The 16,460-nt window shown below is 60.3% G+C and carries 14 protein-coding genes and 1 pseudogene; 12 read left to right on the top strand and 3 right to left on the bottom strand.

The window, feature by feature from the left end:
* Positions 1–470, top strand: a pseudogene (locus JFT80_RS15640) (serine/threonine protein kinase); the annotation flags it as partial.
* Positions 471–605: 135 nt separating this feature from the next.
* Positions 606–1,493: an EamA family transporter RarD gene (rarD, locus tag JFT80_RS15645; RefSeq protein WP_201148485.1), complete on the top strand. Its 888-nt coding sequence runs from the start codon at positions 606–608 to the stop codon at positions 1,491–1,493.
* 216 nt (positions 1,494–1,709) lie between these two features.
* Here rarD and JFT80_RS15650 read toward each other — a convergent pair whose 3' ends face one another.
* Positions 1,710–2,228, bottom strand: a complete 519-nt coding sequence (locus JFT80_RS15650; RefSeq protein ID WP_201148486.1) for a glycine cleavage system protein R — start codon at positions 2,226–2,228, stop codon at positions 1,710–1,712.
* A 664-nt stretch (positions 2,229–2,892) separates the two neighbouring features.
* Between JFT80_RS15650 and JFT80_RS15655 the strand changes: the two genes are divergently transcribed.
* Complete coding sequence (locus JFT80_RS15655; protein ID WP_201148487.1) at positions 2,893–5,070, top strand: malate synthase G; 2,178 nt, start codon at positions 2,893–2,895, stop codon at positions 5,068–5,070.
* Between the two features lie 85 nt (positions 5,071–5,155).
* Here the strand turns inward: JFT80_RS15655 and JFT80_RS15660 are convergent, their stop codons facing one another.
* Entirely contained in the window at positions 5,156–5,602 is a 447-nt protein-coding gene (locus JFT80_RS15660) for a response regulator (RefSeq protein ID WP_201148488.1), read from the bottom strand.
* A gap of 254 nt (positions 5,603–5,856) precedes the next feature.
* On the opposite strand from JFT80_RS15660, the gene JFT80_RS15665 reads away from it, so the two are divergent.
* The 8 genes from JFT80_RS15665 (at position 5,857) to JFT80_RS15700 (ending at position 14,901) form a co-directional block, all read left to right on the top strand.
* Positions 5,857–7,797 (top strand): DUF294 nucleotidyltransferase-like domain-containing protein, encoded by a 1,941-nt coding sequence (locus tag JFT80_RS15665; RefSeq protein WP_201148489.1) that lies wholly within the window; start codon positions 5,857–5,859, stop codon positions 7,795–7,797.
* A complete protein-coding gene (locus tag JFT80_RS15670) occupies positions 7,794–8,501 on the top strand; it encodes a PolC-type DNA polymerase III (RefSeq protein ID WP_122841222.1) in 708 nt (235 codons plus the stop codon). The genes JFT80_RS15665 and JFT80_RS15670 overlap by 4 nt, the downstream gene beginning before the upstream one ends.
* Before the next feature lie 112 nt (positions 8,502–8,613).
* The gene (locus tag JFT80_RS15675) at positions 8,614–9,132 is read left to right on the top strand and encodes an RNA polymerase sigma factor (protein ID WP_122841221.1); all 519 of its coding nucleotides are present in this window, start codon (positions 8,614–8,616) and stop codon (positions 9,130–9,132) included.
* Positions 9,129–10,100, top strand: coding sequence for a FecR domain-containing protein (locus JFT80_RS15680; protein ID WP_122841220.1), 972 nt, complete (start codon positions 9,129–9,131; stop codon positions 10,098–10,100). The genes JFT80_RS15675 and JFT80_RS15680 overlap by 4 nt, the downstream gene beginning before the upstream one ends.
* Positions 10,101–10,248: 148 nt before the next feature.
* Complete coding sequence (locus tag JFT80_RS15685) at positions 10,249–12,675, top strand: TonB-dependent siderophore receptor (protein WP_201148490.1); 2,427 nt, start codon at positions 10,249–10,251, stop codon at positions 12,673–12,675.
* A 71-nt stretch (positions 12,676–12,746) separates the two neighbouring features.
* Positions 12,747–13,877, top strand: a complete 1,131-nt coding sequence (locus tag JFT80_RS15690) for a PepSY domain-containing protein (RefSeq protein WP_201148491.1) — start codon at positions 12,747–12,749, stop codon at positions 13,875–13,877.
* On the top strand, positions 13,874–14,053 hold the full coding sequence (locus tag JFT80_RS15695) for a hypothetical protein (protein ID WP_045059919.1): 180 nt from the start codon (positions 13,874–13,876) through the stop codon (positions 14,051–14,053). The genes JFT80_RS15690 and JFT80_RS15695 overlap by 4 nt, the downstream gene beginning before the upstream one ends.
* Positions 14,054–14,271: 218 nt before the next feature.
* Entirely contained in the window at positions 14,272–14,901 is a 630-nt protein-coding gene (locus JFT80_RS15700; protein WP_122841287.1) for a glutathione S-transferase, read from the top strand.
* 194 nt (positions 14,902–15,095) lie between these two features.
* Here JFT80_RS15700 and JFT80_RS15705 read toward each other — a convergent pair whose 3' ends face one another.
* Complete coding sequence (locus JFT80_RS15705) at positions 15,096–15,599, bottom strand: ATP-dependent zinc protease (protein ID WP_201148492.1); 504 nt, start codon at positions 15,597–15,599, stop codon at positions 15,096–15,098.
* A gap of 312 nt (positions 15,600–15,911) precedes the next feature.
* On the opposite strand from JFT80_RS15705, the gene JFT80_RS15710 reads away from it, so the two are divergent.
* The coding region (locus JFT80_RS15710) for an acetyltransferase (RefSeq protein WP_201148493.1) at positions 15,912–16,460 on the top strand (549 nt) is incomplete at its 3' end.

The following is a 16,460-nucleotide window of genomic DNA, read 5'->3' on the forward strand; positions in this document are numbered from 1 at the left end:
TGCCCGCGTACGAGTCAGTCGCCCGCGATCTGCTCAAACGGGTCGAAGACGTTTACGCCGCCACGCCGCACCAGAACATCCGCATGCACGGCGATTGCCACCCCGGCAACATGATGTGCCGCGACGAGATGTTCCACATCGTCGACCTCGACGACTGCCGTATGGGCCCGGCCGTGCAGGACATCTGGATGATGCTCGCCGGCGACCGCCAGGAATGCCTCGGGCAGTTATCGGAATTGATGGACGGCTATAACGAGTTCCACGATTTCGACCCGCGCGAACTGGCGCTGATCGAGCCACTGCGCGCCTTGCGCCTGATGCACTACAGCGCCTGGCTGGCACGACGCTGGGACGACCCGGCGTTCCCCCACAGCTTCCCGTGGTTCGGCACCGAGCGGTATTGGGGCGATCAGGTGTTGGCGTTGCGCGAACAACTGTCAGCGCTTAACGAAGAACCGCTGAAGCTTTTTGAGATCAAAAGATCGCAGCCTCTGGCAGCTGTAGGAGCTGCCGAAGGCTGCGATCTTTTTGTTTTCCGACACGACACATCTATACAACCTCCTTACAATCCCCTCCTTTGTTAGCTGCCTAAGCAAGGATTCTGCATGCAAGCCGCCAACCCGCGTCGCGGGTACATTCTGGGTCTCACTGCCTACATCATCTGGGGCCTGTTCCCGATCTACTTCAAAGCCATCGCCGAAGTGCCTGCGGTCGAGATCATCATCCATCGGGTGTTGTGGTCGGCGCTGTTCGGCGCATTGTTGCTGATGGTCTGGAAGCATCCGGGCTGGCTGCGCGAATTGCTCGACAATCCCAAACGCCTGGCGATTCTGGCGCTGAGCGGCACATTGATTGCGGCCAACTGGCTGACCTACGTGTGGTCGGTGAACAACGGCCGCATGCTGGAAGCAAGCCTCGGTTACTACATCAACCCGCTGGTAAACGTGCTGTTGGGCATGCTGATCCTCGGCGAGCGCTTGCGACGCATGCAGTGGCTGGCGGTGGGACTCGCGGCGGTTGGCGTGGCACAACAGGTATGGCAAGTCGGCAGCCTGCCCTGGGTGTCGCTGGTACTGGCATTGACCTTCGGTTTCTACGGCTTGATTCGCAAGCAGGCGCCGGTCAAGGCCCTGCCCGGCCTGGTGGTGGAAACCTGGATGCTGGTGCCAATCGCCGTTGCATGGCTGCTGTTCAACCCCGCGGCAAGCAGTGCGCAAGCACAGTTCTGGACCACGTCCGAAGCCTGGTGGCTGATCGCGGCCGGCCCGGTGACGCTGGTGCCGCTGGTGTGCTTCAACGCGGCCACCCGTCACCTGCCCTACACCACCATCGGTTTCCTGCAATACCTCGCGCCCACCCTGGTGCTGCTACAAGCCGTGCTGTTGTTTGGTGAGCACTTGTCATCCAGCACGCTGGTGGCCTTCATGTTTATCTGGGCCGGCCTGGCGGTGTACAGCGTCGATGCGTGGATAAGTTTGCGCCGGCGCAACTGATCAAAAAACGCACAAACCTTCGCAGGCCATGGTTCTCGTGGCCTGCATCGTTCCTTCCCAAGGTTATCCACAGCGTGATCCCCGTCGTTTGTGCGCAAGTCACTGAATGTTGGCGATTTTTTGATCAACGCCAGCAAAGCCACGGCGGGCTTGGCGCTGCGAGCAGTCTCTACAGGTTATCCACAGGCAGGTGCACGTTAACACTGGATAACCTTCTCAAGCCTCACTGCGCAGAACCAGTTCCACCATCAGATCATCGGCCAGGGTTTCCAGGCGCGACTGCAAAACGTCCAGCGAGAGGGTCAGTGGCACCGCCAGAATCGCTTCGGCGTGGAACAGCGGTTCACTGCTCATTGGCGCGGGACGCACTTCGGTCACCAGCCGCTCAAGGTTCACACCCTGCTCGCTCAGCAGCCGGGTGATGTCGCGCACAATCCCCGGACGGTCATTGCCCACCAACTCCATGGCAATCGGTTTCCAGGTGCAGGATTGCTCGATACCGCTTTCGGCAATGAGCACGCGAATGCCATGAGCCGACAGCGCTTGTAGGGAATCGACTAATTCGTCGTAAGCCTCTGCCGGCACGCCGACCCGCAGAATCCCGGCGAATTGCCCGGCCATCCGTGACATCCGACTTTCCAGCCAGTTACCACCATGCTCGGCAATGCATTGGGCAATGCGCTCGACCTGCCCGGGCTTGTCCGAGGCGAATACGGTGAGTACGAGATGGTCCATGGCGCCGCCCTCTTGTCATGACTTTTGTTATAGAAGGGCAAGTATAGGCAAGCACCGAAATTCAGCCGCTATCCCCAATTGAAGACCCACCTGTGAATGTGATTTGGGAAAATCTGTGGTGAGGGGATTTATTTCCGTCCGGCTGCGGCAGCAGTCGTCAATCCTGCAATTTGGTTTACCTGCCAGAACGCAGGGGGCGGCTTCGCCACCCAACGGGGATAAATCCCCTCGCCACAATAATCTCGCCACAAGGCACTTCGTGGCAGAAGTCATAGGCCATAGCAGCCAAATAGTATTTATGTGTACAACTTTTGATATTTAGCTGGAACAATCCAATGGTTTTTTGAGAACATCCCGTTCCGCGATGTGACCGCAATGCGACATGAGGTCGCAGAACGACGTAATTAGTCTGATTTTCACAAGCGCAACTCATCATGTAGTATGCCTCGGCGCGCACTACATAACGCTGAATCGATGTCTGCCCAAGGCTCGTTCGCAACCCTGAAAGCCCCGTCAGCAAGGCCCCCAAGCCGTTGATTGGTCCCAGCCCAGCCGTCAGCAATGGCATGTACTGGTCGGCAGGTTTGTGGTTTAAATGGCCAGAGGCTTCATTGTCAAATTGAAGAGCTGAAAAGCGAAATAGCTGAGCAGAGTGAGGCAAGCAATGACTGAACACGTTCAAGTCGGTGGCCTGCAGGTCGCCAAAGTCCTGTTCGACTTCGTGAACAACGAAGCCATTCCCGGTACCGGCCTCACCGCCGAAAAATTCTGGGAAGGTGCCGACAAGGTCATTCATGACCTGGCGCCGAAGAACAAAGCCCTACTCGCCAAACGCGATGACTTCCAGGCGCGCATTGACGCCTGGCACCAGGAACACGCAGGCCAGGCCCATGACGCTGTGGCCTACAAAGCCTTCCTGCAAGAAATCGGTTATCTGCTGCCAGAAGCGGCTGATTTCCAGGCAACGACGCAAAACGTCGATGATGAAATCGCCCGTACCGCCGGCCCGCAACTTGTAGTGCCGGTGATGAATGCTCGCTTCGCTCTCAATGCCTCGAACGCCCGCTGGGGTTCGCTGTATGACGCCCTCTACGGCACCGACGCGATCAGCGAAGACGGTGGCGCGGAAAAAGGCAAAGGCTACAACAAGGTGCGTGGCGACAAAGTCATTGCCTTCGCCCGCGCCTTCCTCGACGAAGCCGCGCCATTGGCCGCTGGCACGCACGTTGATTCGACCGGCTACAAAATCGCTGACGGCAAACTGGTTGTCACCCTCAAGGGCGGCAGCAACAGTGGCCTGCGCGACAATGCACAACTGATCGGCTTCCAGGGCGATGCCGACGCGCCAATCGCTATCCTGCTGAAGCACAACGGTCTGCATTTCGAAATCCAGGTCGACGCCAGCACCCCGGTCGGCCAGACCGACGCTGCCGGCATTAAAGACGTCCTGATGGAAGCGGCACTGACCACCATCATGGACTGCGAAGACTCCGTCGCTGCCGTCGATGCTGACGACAAAGTAGTGATCTACCGCAATTGGCTCGGCCTGATGAAGGGCGACCTGGCGGAAGAAGTTGTCAAAGGCGGCAAGACTTTCACCCGCACCATGAACGCCGACCGCACCTACACCGGCGTCGACGGCAAGGAAGTGACCCTGCATGGCCGCTCGCTGTTGTTCGTGCGTAACGTTGGTCACCTGATGACCATCGACGCGATCCTCGACAAAGACGGCAACGAAGTGCCGGAAGGCATCCTCGACGGCCTGGTCACTTGCCTCGCGGCAATGCACAACCTCAACGGCAACACCTCGCGCAAGAACACCCGCACCGGTTCCGTTTACATCGTTAAACCGAAGATGCACGGCCCGGAAGAAGCGGCGTTCACCAACGAGCTGTTCGGTCGCATCGAAGACGTGCTTGGCCTCAAACGCAACACGCTGAAAGTCGGGATCATGGACGAGGAGCGCCGCACCACGGTCAACCTCAAGGCCTGTATCAAGGCGGCCAGCGAGCGCGTGGTGTTCATCAACACCGGTTTCCTCGACCGTACCGGCGACGAAATTCACACCTCCATGGAAGCCGGCCCAGTGGTGCGCAAGGCCGACATGAAGGCTGAGAAGTGGATCGGCGCCTACGAAAACTGGAACGTCGATATCGGTCTGAGCACCGGCCTGCAAGGTCGCGCGCAAATCGGTAAAGGCATGTGGGCCATGCCCGACCTGATGGCGGCGATGCTCGAACAGAAAATCGCCCACCCACTGGCCGGCGCCAACACCGCTTGGGTTCCGTCGCCGACCGCGGCTGCGCTGCACGCGCTGCACTATCACAAGGTCGACGTGTTCGCCCGCCAGGCCGAACTCGCCAAACGTGCCCGCGCCTCGGTGGACGACATTCTGACCATCCCGTTGGCGGTCAACCCGAACTGGACGCCAGAGCAGATCAAGAACGAACTGGACAACAACGCTCAGGGCATTCTCGGTTATGTAGTGCGCTGGATCGACCAGGGCGTGGGTTGCTCGAAGGTGCCGGACATCAATGATGTCGGCCTGATGGAAGACCGTGCAACGCTGCGTATCTCCAGCCAGCACATCGCCAACTGGCTGCGCCACGGTGTGGTCACTGAAGCGCAAGTGATGGAAAGCCTCAAGCGCATGGCGCCAGTGGTGGACCGTCAGAACGCCAACGACCCGCTGTACCGCCCTCTGGCGCCAAACTTCGACAGCAACATCGCCTTCCAGGCGGCGGTCGAACTGGTGATCGAAGGCACCAAGCAGCCGAACGGTTATACCGAGCCGGTACTGCACCGTCGTCGTCGCGAGTTCAAGAAGGCCAACGGCCTCTGAGTAAACGCTAGCGGCGAACAAAAAAGGCCCTGATCTTCGGATCAGGGCCTTTTTGCATATGAATGAGACAGTTTGTGGGAGTTGGCTATGGCTCAATGCCCAATTCATGTTTCACCAACGCCAACAACTTCGTCGTATCAATCGGCTTGAGGAGGAAATCCACCACGCTCAAATGCATAGCCGCAATCGCGTCTTTCACATCGGCATCGCCCGAGACGATGATGATCGGCATCGCCGCCCGCACCGACTCGCGCACCTGGCGGATCAGGTCCAGGCCATCGACATGGCCCATGCGCAAATCAGTGATCACCAGTCCGATCGATGGTTTTTCCGCCAACATCTTCAACGCCGTTTCGCCACTCGCCGCGGTCATGCAATGGATGCCGTCCAGCGCCAGAACCTCCGCCAACAGTTCCCGTGCGTCCTTGTCATCATCGACGATCAAGACACGCTGCGGCGGGAGGTCGGGATCGAGCATTACTGCGCTGAGCGCTTCACGCTCGGCATCGCTCAAAATATCGTGGTCGGACATGGCGTTCTCTAAATGTTCAAATCAATCACCTGGCACAGTCGTCAGACATCGCTAAGCACTGCTTCAATGTGCACTTCGTCGGATTTTTTTCCAAGAGGCCGGACAAGAGAATTTCCGACTGTTCTTGTAGGGCACTTCCCAAATGTGCCGAACAGCATGGCAAACCTAGACTTACGTCCAATGGGCACCCTGCGCGCAGGGGCCGACCATGACCGCAACGATCCGACAACAACAATTCAAAAAAGACTGCGGTAATGGTTATGAGTAAAGCGGACGCCTTCACCCGGGCAGGGAAAACCGCGGTGTTGCAGAACATTCAGGGCACTCTGCAATTTCTCCAGCGCTTCCCGCCTTTCAATCAAATGGAACACGCCCACCTCGCGTATCTGGTGGAGCAATGTCAGCTGCGCTTTTACGGCCAGGGCGAGAGCATCATCAAACCCACCGACGGCCCGGTCGAACACTTTTATATCGTCAAACAGGGCCGGGTAGTCGGCGAACGCCAGCACATCACCAAGCCGGGGACCGAAACCACGTTTGAAATCACCACCGGCGAATGCTTCCCCCTCGCCGCGTTGCTCGGTGAGCGGGCCACTCGTACCGAGCACCTGGCGGCTGAAGACACCTTCTGCCTGCAACTGAACAAGCTGGCGTTCATCAAACTGTTCGCGCTTTCCCACACCTTTCGCGATTTCGCCCTGCGTGGCGTCAGCAGCCTGCTGGATCAGGTCAACCAGCAAGTCCAGCAAAAAGCCGTGGAAACCCTGGGCACCCAATACTCGCTCAATACTCGCCTGGGCGAGTTGGCCATGCGTCATCCGGTGACCTGCAGCCCGGTCACGCCACTGCGCGAAGCCGTGACCCTGATGCATGAACAACAGGTCGGCAGCATTGTGGTGGTCGATGGCGATAAGGCCCCGCTGGGGATTTTCACCCTGCGCGACTTGCGGCACGTGGTGGCAGGCGGCACCAATGACTTCAATGAAGCCATAGAACGGCACATGACCCGCGCACCATTCTTTTTAACCCCGGATCACAGCGCCTTCGATGCGGCGATTGCCATGACCGAACGGCACATCGCTCACGTCTGCCTGGTCAAGGATCAACGCTTGTGCGGTGTGGTTTCCGAGCGTGACCTGTTTTCCCTGCAGCGGGTCGATCTGGTGCATCTGGCCCGAACCATCCGCAGCGCCCAGCGTGTCGAAAGCCTGGTGGCGCTGCGCGGCGAGATCGGCCAACTGGTGGAGCGCATGCTGGCCCACGGCGCGTCTTCCACCCAGATCACCCATATCATCACCCTGCTTAACGATCACACGGTGTGCCGGGTAATCGAACTCACACTGGCCGAGAAAGGCGATCCCGGCGTGCCATTCAGTTGGCTGTGTTTCGGCAGCGAAGGCCGCCGCGAGCAAACGCTGCACACCGATCAGGACAACGGCATTCTGTTCGACGCCCGCGACGCTGCGCATGCCGCGGAGATTCGCGGCAAGCTGCTGCCGATTGCCCAGCAGATCAACCAGAGCCTGGCGCAGTGCGGCTTCACCCTGTGCAAAGGCAACATCATGGCCGGCAACCCCGAGCTGTGTTTATCGCGGGCGGAATGGGCACGACGCTTTGCGGCGTTCATCCGTGAGGCGACGCCCGAAAACCTGCTGGGATCGAGCATCTATTTCGATCTGCGCGTGGTCTGGGGCGACGAAAAAAGCTGCGAGCAACTGCGCCGGGGCATTCTCGATCAGGTCGGTGACAACCGCTTGTTCCAGCGCATGATGGCCGACAATGCCTTGCGCAATCGACCACCCGTAGGGCGATTCCGCGAGTTTGTGCTGGCACGCAAAAATGGCGAGAAAGCCACGCTGGACCTCAAGGTTCAGGGCCTGACGCCCTTCGTCGACGGCGCCCGCCTGCTGGCATTGGCCAACGGCATCGACGCCAATAACACCCTCGAACGTTTCCGTCAGTTGGTCGATAAAGAAGTGATCGAGCGTCTCGATGGCGCGGCGTATGAAGAGGCTTATCACTTCATTCAGCAGACGCGCATGCAGCAGCATCAATTGCAGACCCGGGAGAATCTGCCGTACTCGAACCGCGTCGACCCCGACAGCCTCAATCATCTGGACCGACGGATCCTGCGCGAATCCCTGCGTCAGGCGCAACGCCTGCAAAGCAGCCTGACCTTGCGGTATCAGCTATGAGCCTGTTTTCGTGGTTGCGCCCCGCCGGCCCGGCGCTGTCTGGCGAAATACTGCAACGTCTGGGTCACTTGCCGCCGGCGATCGGGCTGAGCGAATGCAGCCTTCGCGAACAACGCTGGGTGGTGCTGGACCTGGAAACCACGGGGCTTAACCTGAACAAGGATCGGGTGTTGTCGATTGGTGCGGTAGTGATCGAGGACGGGGCCATCGACTTCAGTCAGCAGTTCGAACGAACCCTGCAGTGCGCCGACATGAAACTGGCCCCCAGTGTGCTGATCCATGGCCTTGGCCCAAGCGCCATTGCGGCCGGCAGCGATCCGGCGCAGGCGTTGCTGGAGTTCATGGAGTTCCTGGGGGACAGCCCGGTGCTGGCTTTTCATGCTCCCTTCGATCAGCACATGCTCGGCCGGGCACTGAAGGATCATCTGGGGTACAAGTTGCAGAATACCTTTCTCGATGTGGCAGACATCGCCCCGCTGCTGTGCCCACAGGCGCCTATCCGCGAGGCCGGACTGGACGAGTGGATAGACTGGTTCAAACTCGAAGTGTTCGAGCGCCATAACGCCAGTGCCGACGCGCTGGCCACCGCCGAACTGGCACTGATCCTGTTCAGCCGGGCACGCCAGCAGCAGATTCACAGCCCGTTGAATCTGCAGCAGCGGCTGAGTCAGTGGAAGCGGCGGCAGCAGTCTCCCTCCTTCTGATAGACGGCGCCTGGCTAAACCACCCGACCAGCGCCAATTGCTTACCTCCCCCGCCTCTGCCACAATCGCGAACAATTCTCGTTAGTTAACTCTTCCCAATCGGTGATGCTGCGTGCCGTCAGTCCAAAGCCCCCACAGTGAGCTCGTCGGTGCGCTGTATCGCGACCATCGCAGCTGGCTATTGGCTTGGCTGCGCCGCAACGTCGCCTGCCCGCAACGGGCCGAAGACCTCAGCCAGGACACGTTCGTACGACTGCTGGGGCGTGGCGAACTGCACGAGCCCCGCGAACCCCGGGCGTTTCTGGTGGCAATCGCCAAGGGTCTGCTGTTCGACTACTTCCGCCGCGCCGCCCTGGAGCAGGCCTACCTGACCGAGCTGATGCTCATTCCCGAGGGCGAACACCCCTCGGTGGAAGAGCAGCAACTCATTCTCGAAGACCTGAAAAACATCGATCGCCTGCTCGGCAAACTGTCGAGCAAGGCACGTGCGGCGTTTCTGTATAACCGTCTCGACGGCCTCAGCCACGCAGAAATCGCCCAGCGTCTCGGGGTGTCGGTACCCCGGGTCAGGCAATACCTGGCCCAAGGCATTCGCCAGTGCTACATCGCGCTGTACGGTGAGCCCGCATGAGCCCCGTGAGCTCCAAACCGGTCTCGGCCCAGGTACTGGACGCGGCGATTGCCTGGCAGCTGTCACTGGATTGCGCCAACCCGGTGGAGCGCGAAGAGTTCGCCAAATGGCACGCCGCCCACGAAGAGCACGCGCGCGCCTGGCGTCAATTGGGCATGCTTGACCAGCGTTTCAGTGTCGCCAGTGGCCCGGCCCGCGCCGCGTTGCTGCAATCGCGTGAGGGCATCCGCCGACGCGTGCGCAAGCTGGGCAGCGGCCTGGCCAGCATCGTGGCGGTGATTGGCCTGGCATTGTTTGCGGGCGAGCGTTACCTGCCGCTCGACTATTGGCTGGCCGATCAGCGCACGGCCACTGGCGAGCAGCGCACCTTGCGCCTGAGCGACGGCACCGTGATCAACCTCAATACCCACAGCGCCGTGGACGTGCGGTTTGACGAGACGCAGCGTCGGGTGATTCTCCAGGACGGCGAAATCCTCGTTGAAACCGGCCACGGCGATGCCCGGCCGTTTATCGTCGAAACTCGCGAAGGCAGCCTGCGCGCACTGGGAACGCGGTTCCTGGTCAAGCGCGAAGAGGATGGCACACGCCTGAGCGTGTTGAAGTCTGCAGTGGCCGCCCACCCGCAGGCGAGTCGCGACGAACAGATTCTGCGCGAAGGCCAGCAGGTGCTGATGCGCAACAACGGCCTGGGCCCGGTGGTCGCGCTCAAGCCCGGCGTCGACGCCTGGACTCGCGGCATGCTGGTGGTGGACAACGCGCGCCTGGAAGACCTGGTGCATGAACTGAGTCGTTACCGGCCGGGTTATCTGGGCGTAGCGTCCGAAATTGCAGACCTGCGGATCACCGGCAGTTTCCCGTTGAAGGATACCGACAAGGCCTTGCGCGCATTGCTGCCAACACTGCCAGTGCAGATTGAGCAGCACACGCCGTGGTGGGTGACGGTGGCGAAGGCTGAGGCGGAGCCTTGAAACCTGTGGGAGCAAGGCTTGCCCGCGATAAGGCCAGCCGATTCACCGGAAAACCTGAATCAACATTATTTTCACCTGGCCCTATCACTTTTGGATTTTCGTTCGGCACCTAGGCAATTGAGAAATATTTACATTCAGGAGCCGCCGTATGTCCCGTTCGCTAGACACCTTGTTGCGCCCCAGTCTGCTGGCCGTCGCCATCGCTTTCAGCACGCCGTTGATCAGCAGCCCGTTGCTCGCCGCTGAACAAGCGTCCAGCGTGCGCGCCTACAACCTGCCGGCCGCACCGCTGTCGACCACCCTGAACCAGATCGCCAGTCAGGGCGGCATCGCGCTGTCGCTGAATCCTTCGCTGGCGGCAGGCAAGACGTCGGCACCGGTCAGCGGACAGTACGACGCGGCTGGCGCCCTGCGGGCGGCTCTGCGTGGCACCGGTCTGCAACTGGAACTGAGCAGCACCGGCACTTACACCCTGGTTGCCGTGCCGGAAGGCGTGCTCGACCTGCCGGAAACTTCTGTCATCGGCGTGGAAAACACTGAAAGCGCCTGGGGCCCGGTCGACGGCTACACCGCCACCCGCACCGCCGCCGGCACCAAGACCGACACCGCGCTGGTCGAAGCGCCACGCTCGATCTCGGTTGCCACGCGCCAGCAAATGGACGACCGCAGCGTGCAGAACATTGATGACGCCGTGCGCTACATGCCCGGCATCGTCGCCAGCAGCTACGGCAGCGACACCCGTGCCGACTGGCTGCGTGTACGCGGTTTCGAGCCGACCCAGTTCCTCGACGGCCTGCCGCTGCCAAAAGGCGTATACGCCAACCCGAAACAGGAAACCTGGAACCTCGATCGGCTCGCCCTGCTGCGCGGTCCGGCCTCCTCCGTGTATGGCCAGACCCCACCGGGCGGCATGCTGGACATGGTCAGCCGCCGCCCCAGCGCCGAGTCGAGCAGTGAAATCCAGGTGGAATATGGCAGTGACAATCATCGCCAGATCAACTTTGCCAGCACCGGCAAGATCGACGAAGACGGTCGGTTCCTCTACGGCCTAAGCGCAGTCGTGCGCGACAGCGGCACGCAAATCGACCACGTCGATAACAAGCGCTACAACATTGCGCCTAGCCTGACCTGGAACATCGACGACGACACCAAATTTACCCTGCTGACGCAGTTCACCCGCGACGATACCGGCATCACCAGCCAGTTCCTGCCGATACAGGGCACCAAAATCCGCTCGCCACTGGGTGACATTTCCCATCACAAGAACCTCGGTGATCCAGACTGGGAATACTACGACCGCACCTACTACGCCTTGGGTTATGCCTTCGAACATCGCCTGAACGATGTCTGGCAGTTCAAGCAGAACCTGCGCTACACCAAATCAGACCTGTCGTTCCAGGCGCTTACCCCCGGCGCCTACCCGTTCACCCAAGTGGACGCCCAAGGCAATGTCGGTCGCGGCACCACCAACGTTGATGAAGACATCAGCCAGTTCGCTGTGGACAACAACTTCCAGGCCGACTTCGCCACGGGTGATATCCGCCACACCTTGCTGCTGGGTCTCGATCACCAGCGCAGCAATACCAACTACACCTCGATCTTCGGCACCGCGCCGAGCATCAATGTGAACAACCCGATCTACGGCCAGACGATCGTTCGTCCGCCGCGCTCCAGCGCGTTTTACGATTACGATCAGAAAACCTACCAGACCGGTCTGTACGCGCAGGACCAAATGGCCCTCGACCAATGGCGCCTGACCCTTGGCGGCCGTGAAGACTGGGTGCACACCAGCACGCAGTTCATTAACAAGGACGATGCCACCAACACCCAGCGCGACAAGAACTTCAGCGGCAACGCGGCGATCAGCTATGTCTTCGACTCGGGTTTCGTACCGTACCTGTCGTACGCCGAATCCTTCCAGCCGACCACCGGCGCCGATGCCACCTCTACCGGTTCGCTCAAGCCAACCGAAGGCAAACAGTGGGAACTGGGCATCAAGTACCAGCCACCGGGCAGCAAAACCCTGCTCAGCGCTGCGGTGTATGACCTGACCCAGAAGAACGTCTCGGTCAACAGCATCGTCAACAACGTGACCATCACCAGCCAGGCGGGTGAAGTGAAAGTCAAAGGTCTGGAGCTGGAAGCGGTTTCGGACGTCACCGATAACCTGAAAGTCATCGCCGCTTACACCTTGGCCAAGTCCGAAGTGCAGAAAGGCATCGACAAGGGCAACCGTCTGCAACTGATGCCCAATCAGCAAGCCTCGTTGTGGACCGACTACACCTGGCACACCGGCGTACTTGACGGTTTCGGCATTGGCGGCGGCGTGCGTTACACCGGCAACACCTACGGCGACAAGGCCAACACCTGGCTGGGCAAGGCGGACGCCTACACCGTGTTCGACGCAGCGGTGCATTACGACCTCGGCCGTCTGGACAACAGCCTCAAGGGCGCGTCGCTGGCACTCAACGCGACCAACCTGTTCGACAAGGACTACATCTCCACCTGTGACAGTTTCTATTGCTACTACGGCGACCAGCGCAGTGTCGTCGCCAGTGCGACCTACAAGTGGTAAACGCTTGACCTGACACACCCAACACCGGGCCGTCCTTCGAGGACGGCTTTGGTATTTCTGAAGGGCTGCAAATGAAGAGTAAAACGATCCGCCGCTGGTCCTTCGTCCATACCTGGACCAGCCTGATTTGCACGGTGTTACTGCTGATGCTGGCAGTGACCGGCTTGCCATTGATTTTTCACCACGAGATCGACCATCTCCTGGGCGATGCACCCGAGCTCAAGGAAATGCCCGCCGGCACTGCGCGGCTGAACTTGCAGCAACTGGTGCTGGCGGCGGAAAAACATCGGCCGGGCGAAGTCATGCAGTACTTCGGTTTCGACGAAGAAGACCCCAATGCCGCGTTCGCGATCATGGCGGCTACTGCCGGAACCGAGCCGAATTCGTCCCATACCTTCATGCTCGACGCCCGCACCGGTGAAGCACTGGAAATGCCTTCGGCGAACGGCGGTTTCATGATGATCATGCTGCGACTGCACGTGGACATGTTCGCCGGCCTGCCGGGCAAGCTGTTCCTGGCGTTCATGGGCATTCTGTTCGTGGTAGCCATCGTGTCCGGTACAGTGCTGTACCTGCCGTTCATGCGCCGGTTGAAATTCGCCACCGTGCGCCAGGATAAATCCACCCGCCTGCGCTGGCTCGACCTGCATAACCTGATCGGCGTCGTGGCCCTGACCTGGATGCTGGTGGTCGGTGTCACCGGAGTGATCAGCGCCTGTGCCGACCTGCTGATTGCGGCCTGGCGCAATGAGGCCTTGGGCGCGATGATCGCGCCCTATGCCGACGCACCCGCGCTGACGCAGCTCGCGCCACCGACTCGCCTGCTGGACATCGCCAGCGAGGTCGCACCGGACATGCAACCCGACTTCATCGCCTTCCCCGGCACGCGGTTCTCCAGCGAGCACCATTACGCCGTATTCATGAAAGGCAACACGCACCTGACCTCCCACCTGCTGACGCCAGTGCTGATTGACGCCAGCACCCTGCAAGTCACCGCCGTGGCGGAGCGGCCGTGGTACATGGACGTCATGGGCATGTCGCAGCCCTTGCACTTTGGTGATTACGGCGGCATGCCGATGAAAATCCTGTGGGCGACCCTGGATGTGCTGACCATCATCGTGCTCGGCAGCGGGGTGTACCTGTGGGTCGTGCGGCGCAAAGCGGCAAAGCCTGTGCTTGAAACTGCGGAGGCTCAAGCATGAGGCCGCGCCAGTCGAATTTCTGGAAAGTCTTTGCCATTCCCACGGTCATCGGCCTGTTCACCGCCGCCGGGTTGTTCGCGGCGTTGCTGGGCGATGGCGTGTGGGATGCCCTGAGCTGGCTGGGCCTGGGCATTCCCGCCGCCTTCGCCCTGCGAGGCCTGCTGCAGCGCCGATAACGCGACGTCTCCGGTAGGAGCTGCCGCAGTCCGCCACCTGAAAACGCGCAACCTGGGGCGGCGGGCTTGCTCACGAAAGCGGCATATCCAAGGCATCCAAGTTGGCTGATACAACGATGGCGGTGCATCAGCCACATCAAATTCAGATGTGCTACCGTCATCGCGGGCAAGCCTTGCTCCCACAGTTGCCCGCCACCACCACTGAACGAGACGCCGCCATGTCCACCCCGACCATGACCCTCTACCATAACTCCCTCTCGCCTTTCGTACGCAAAGTCATGGTGCTGCTGCACGAAACCGGTCAACAGGACCGAGTCGCCCTGCAGAACTGCGTGCTCTCCCCAGTCGACCCAGACCCGAGCCTGATCAACGACAACCCCCTGAGCAAAATCCCCGCCCTGCGCCTGGCCGACGGCAACGTCATCCACGACAGCCGGGTGATCCTCGATTACCTCGATCACCAGCACGTCGGTAATCCGCTGATCCCCCGCGAAGGCTCGGCCCGCTGGCGCCGCCTGACTCTCGCCTCCATGGCCGACGGCATCATGGACGCCGCCGTGCTCACGCGCTACGAAGTCGCCCTGCGCGCCCCGGAGAAACACTGGGATGCCTGGCTGGACGGCCAGCGCGACAAAATCCGCCGCGCCCTCGCATTGCTTGAAACGGATGCCATCGCCGAGCTGACCAGTCATTTTGATGTGGCGGCGATCAGTGTGGCTTGTGCCCTCGGTTATCTGGATCTGCGCCATCCGGACCTGGCCTGGCGCGAGGCGAATCCGCAGCTGGCAGCGTGGTATTTCGAGGTGAGCCAGCGGCCTTCGATGTTGGCCACAATGCCCAAGGTTTGAATTTCAGTTCAAAGCAATGGCCTCAAAAAATCGTCCGATTGGGGGCTCAACGGTTTGTTGCAACGCGAATATCAGGGTATCGGTGATGGCGGCTTCGTCTTCGACAATCAGGATATGGGGCATGGCGTGCGAGCCCGTCAGTTAAGTGGGCGAACGGTGAACCATGGTGGATGACGTCAATCGGCAGCCAATGCTCAGCAGTCCGGTTTATCAGCGGTAAAACGCCGTGCAGGGTTCACGGCCGCGCCAAACTCACGCAAGGCCTTGGCACCGATCAGCAGCGGATAGTTGAAGTTGCTGCGGTCGGTCAGGTTGACCTCCACGGTACGCTTGACGTTGCCCAGGCACAGTTCCAGGTCGACCACCGGACGTTTGGCGACTTCGGTGTTTTCCCCCTCATCCTCTTCATCCGAGCGGCTCTTGATCTTGCTGATCCGCGCGACTTTGTGTTCGTAGACCTTGTTGTCGGCGTCCTTGGTGCCGAGGCGGAAACGCACCCAGTCGTCGCCATCACGGGTGAAGGTTTCGATGTCCTTGGCCGACAGCGAGGCGGTCAGCGCGCCGGTGTCCATCTTGGCCTTGAGCACCTCACCGCCGATTTCCGGCAGCGCGATGTATTCGTAGCGCCCGTACAGGGTCGGCTCGGCGGCCATGACCGGCAGGGCGACGAGGGCAAACAGTGCAAGGAGGGATTTCACGTAAAGGGCTTCCTTGGAAAGTGGGCAGCGCAATTTTAGACAGCCAGTGGGCAATTCGTTCGTTCTTACGATCGCTTCGCGGGCAAGCCCGCACCCACAGGGTTTTGGGTGGTTCAAAAAATCTTGCACACCTCAATCTACTGTGGAAGCGGGATTGCCCGCGAAGAGGTCTGATCAATCACCACAAGACCTGAGGACCGTTATTGAGGTCAAGCATACCGCCAGCAAGGTGAAACATTTGTCATCGCCGATTTGGCCTGTCGCGCGAAGCTGCTTATCATGGCGCGCCCATCCGTTTTCAAAGAGTTGCTTATGCGCCGCCTGCTCACCGGCTGTTTCGTCACCCTGCTGCTGTTGCTCAACACCCTGGTCCTGTTCGGGCCGCTGATGGTGTTTGCCTTGCTCAAGCTGGTGCTGCCAGGGCGCCTGCGCGACTACGCGTCGGGGGCGGTGATGTGGATCGCCGAGACCTGGGCGGAAGTCGACAAGCTGATCTTCCGGCTGTGCATCCCCACGCAATGGGACATCCGTGGCGGCGATAACTTGCGCACTGACACGTCCTACCTGGTGATCAGCAATCATCAATCCTGGGTCGATATTCCGGCGCTGATTCAGACGCTGAACCGGCGCACGCCGTTCTTCAAGTTTTTCCTCAAGAAAGAACTGATCTGGGTGCCCTTCCTGGGGCTGGCGTGGTGGGCACTGGATTACCCGTTCATGAAGCGCTATACCAAAGCCTTCCTGGCGAAGAACCCGGAGCTGGCCGGCCAGGATCTGAAAATCACCAAGGCGGCCTGCGAGCTGTTCAAGCGCCAGCCGGTGACAGTGGTCAATTACCTGGAAGGTACCCGGTTCACTGCC

The organism is Pseudomonas sp. TH10, from assembly GCF_016651255.1.
GTDB lineage: Bacteria > Pseudomonadota > Gammaproteobacteria > Pseudomonadales > Pseudomonadaceae > Aquipseudomonas.

Coding starts and splice junctions, on each gene's coding strand:
- JFT80_RS15660 (WP_201148488.1), bottom strand. CDS start 5,602: ATGTCCGACCACGATATTTTGAGCGATGCCGAGCGTGAAGCGCTCAGC.
- JFT80_RS15700 (WP_122841287.1), top strand. CDS start 14,272: ATGTCCACCCCGACCATGACCCTCTACCATAACTCCCTCTCGCCTTTC.
- JFT80_RS15655 (WP_201148487.1), top strand. CDS start 2,893: ATGACTGAACACGTTCAAGTCGGTGGCCTGCAGGTCGCCAAAGTCCTG.
- JFT80_RS15690 (WP_201148491.1), top strand. CDS start 12,747: ATGAAGAGTAAAACGATCCGCCGCTGGTCCTTCGTCCATACCTGGACC.
- JFT80_RS15665 (WP_201148489.1), top strand. CDS start 5,857: ATGGTTATGAGTAAAGCGGACGCCTTCACCCGGGCAGGGAAAACCGCG.
- JFT80_RS15650 (WP_201148486.1), bottom strand. CDS start 2,228: ATGGACCATCTCGTACTCACCGTATTCGCCTCGGACAAGCCCGGGCAG.
- JFT80_RS15685 (WP_201148490.1), top strand. CDS start 10,249: ATGTCCCGTTCGCTAGACACCTTGTTGCGCCCCAGTCTGCTGGCCGTC.
- JFT80_RS15695 (WP_045059919.1), top strand. CDS start 13,874: ATGAGGCCGCGCCAGTCGAATTTCTGGAAAGTCTTTGCCATTCCCACG.
- JFT80_RS15680 (WP_122841220.1), top strand. CDS start 9,129: ATGAGCCCCGTGAGCTCCAAACCGGTCTCGGCCCAGGTACTGGACGCG.
- JFT80_RS15670 (WP_122841222.1), top strand. CDS start 7,794: ATGAGCCTGTTTTCGTGGTTGCGCCCCGCCGGCCCGGCGCTGTCTGGC.
- rarD (WP_201148485.1), top strand. CDS start 606: ATGCAAGCCGCCAACCCGCGTCGCGGGTACATTCTGGGTCTCACTGCC.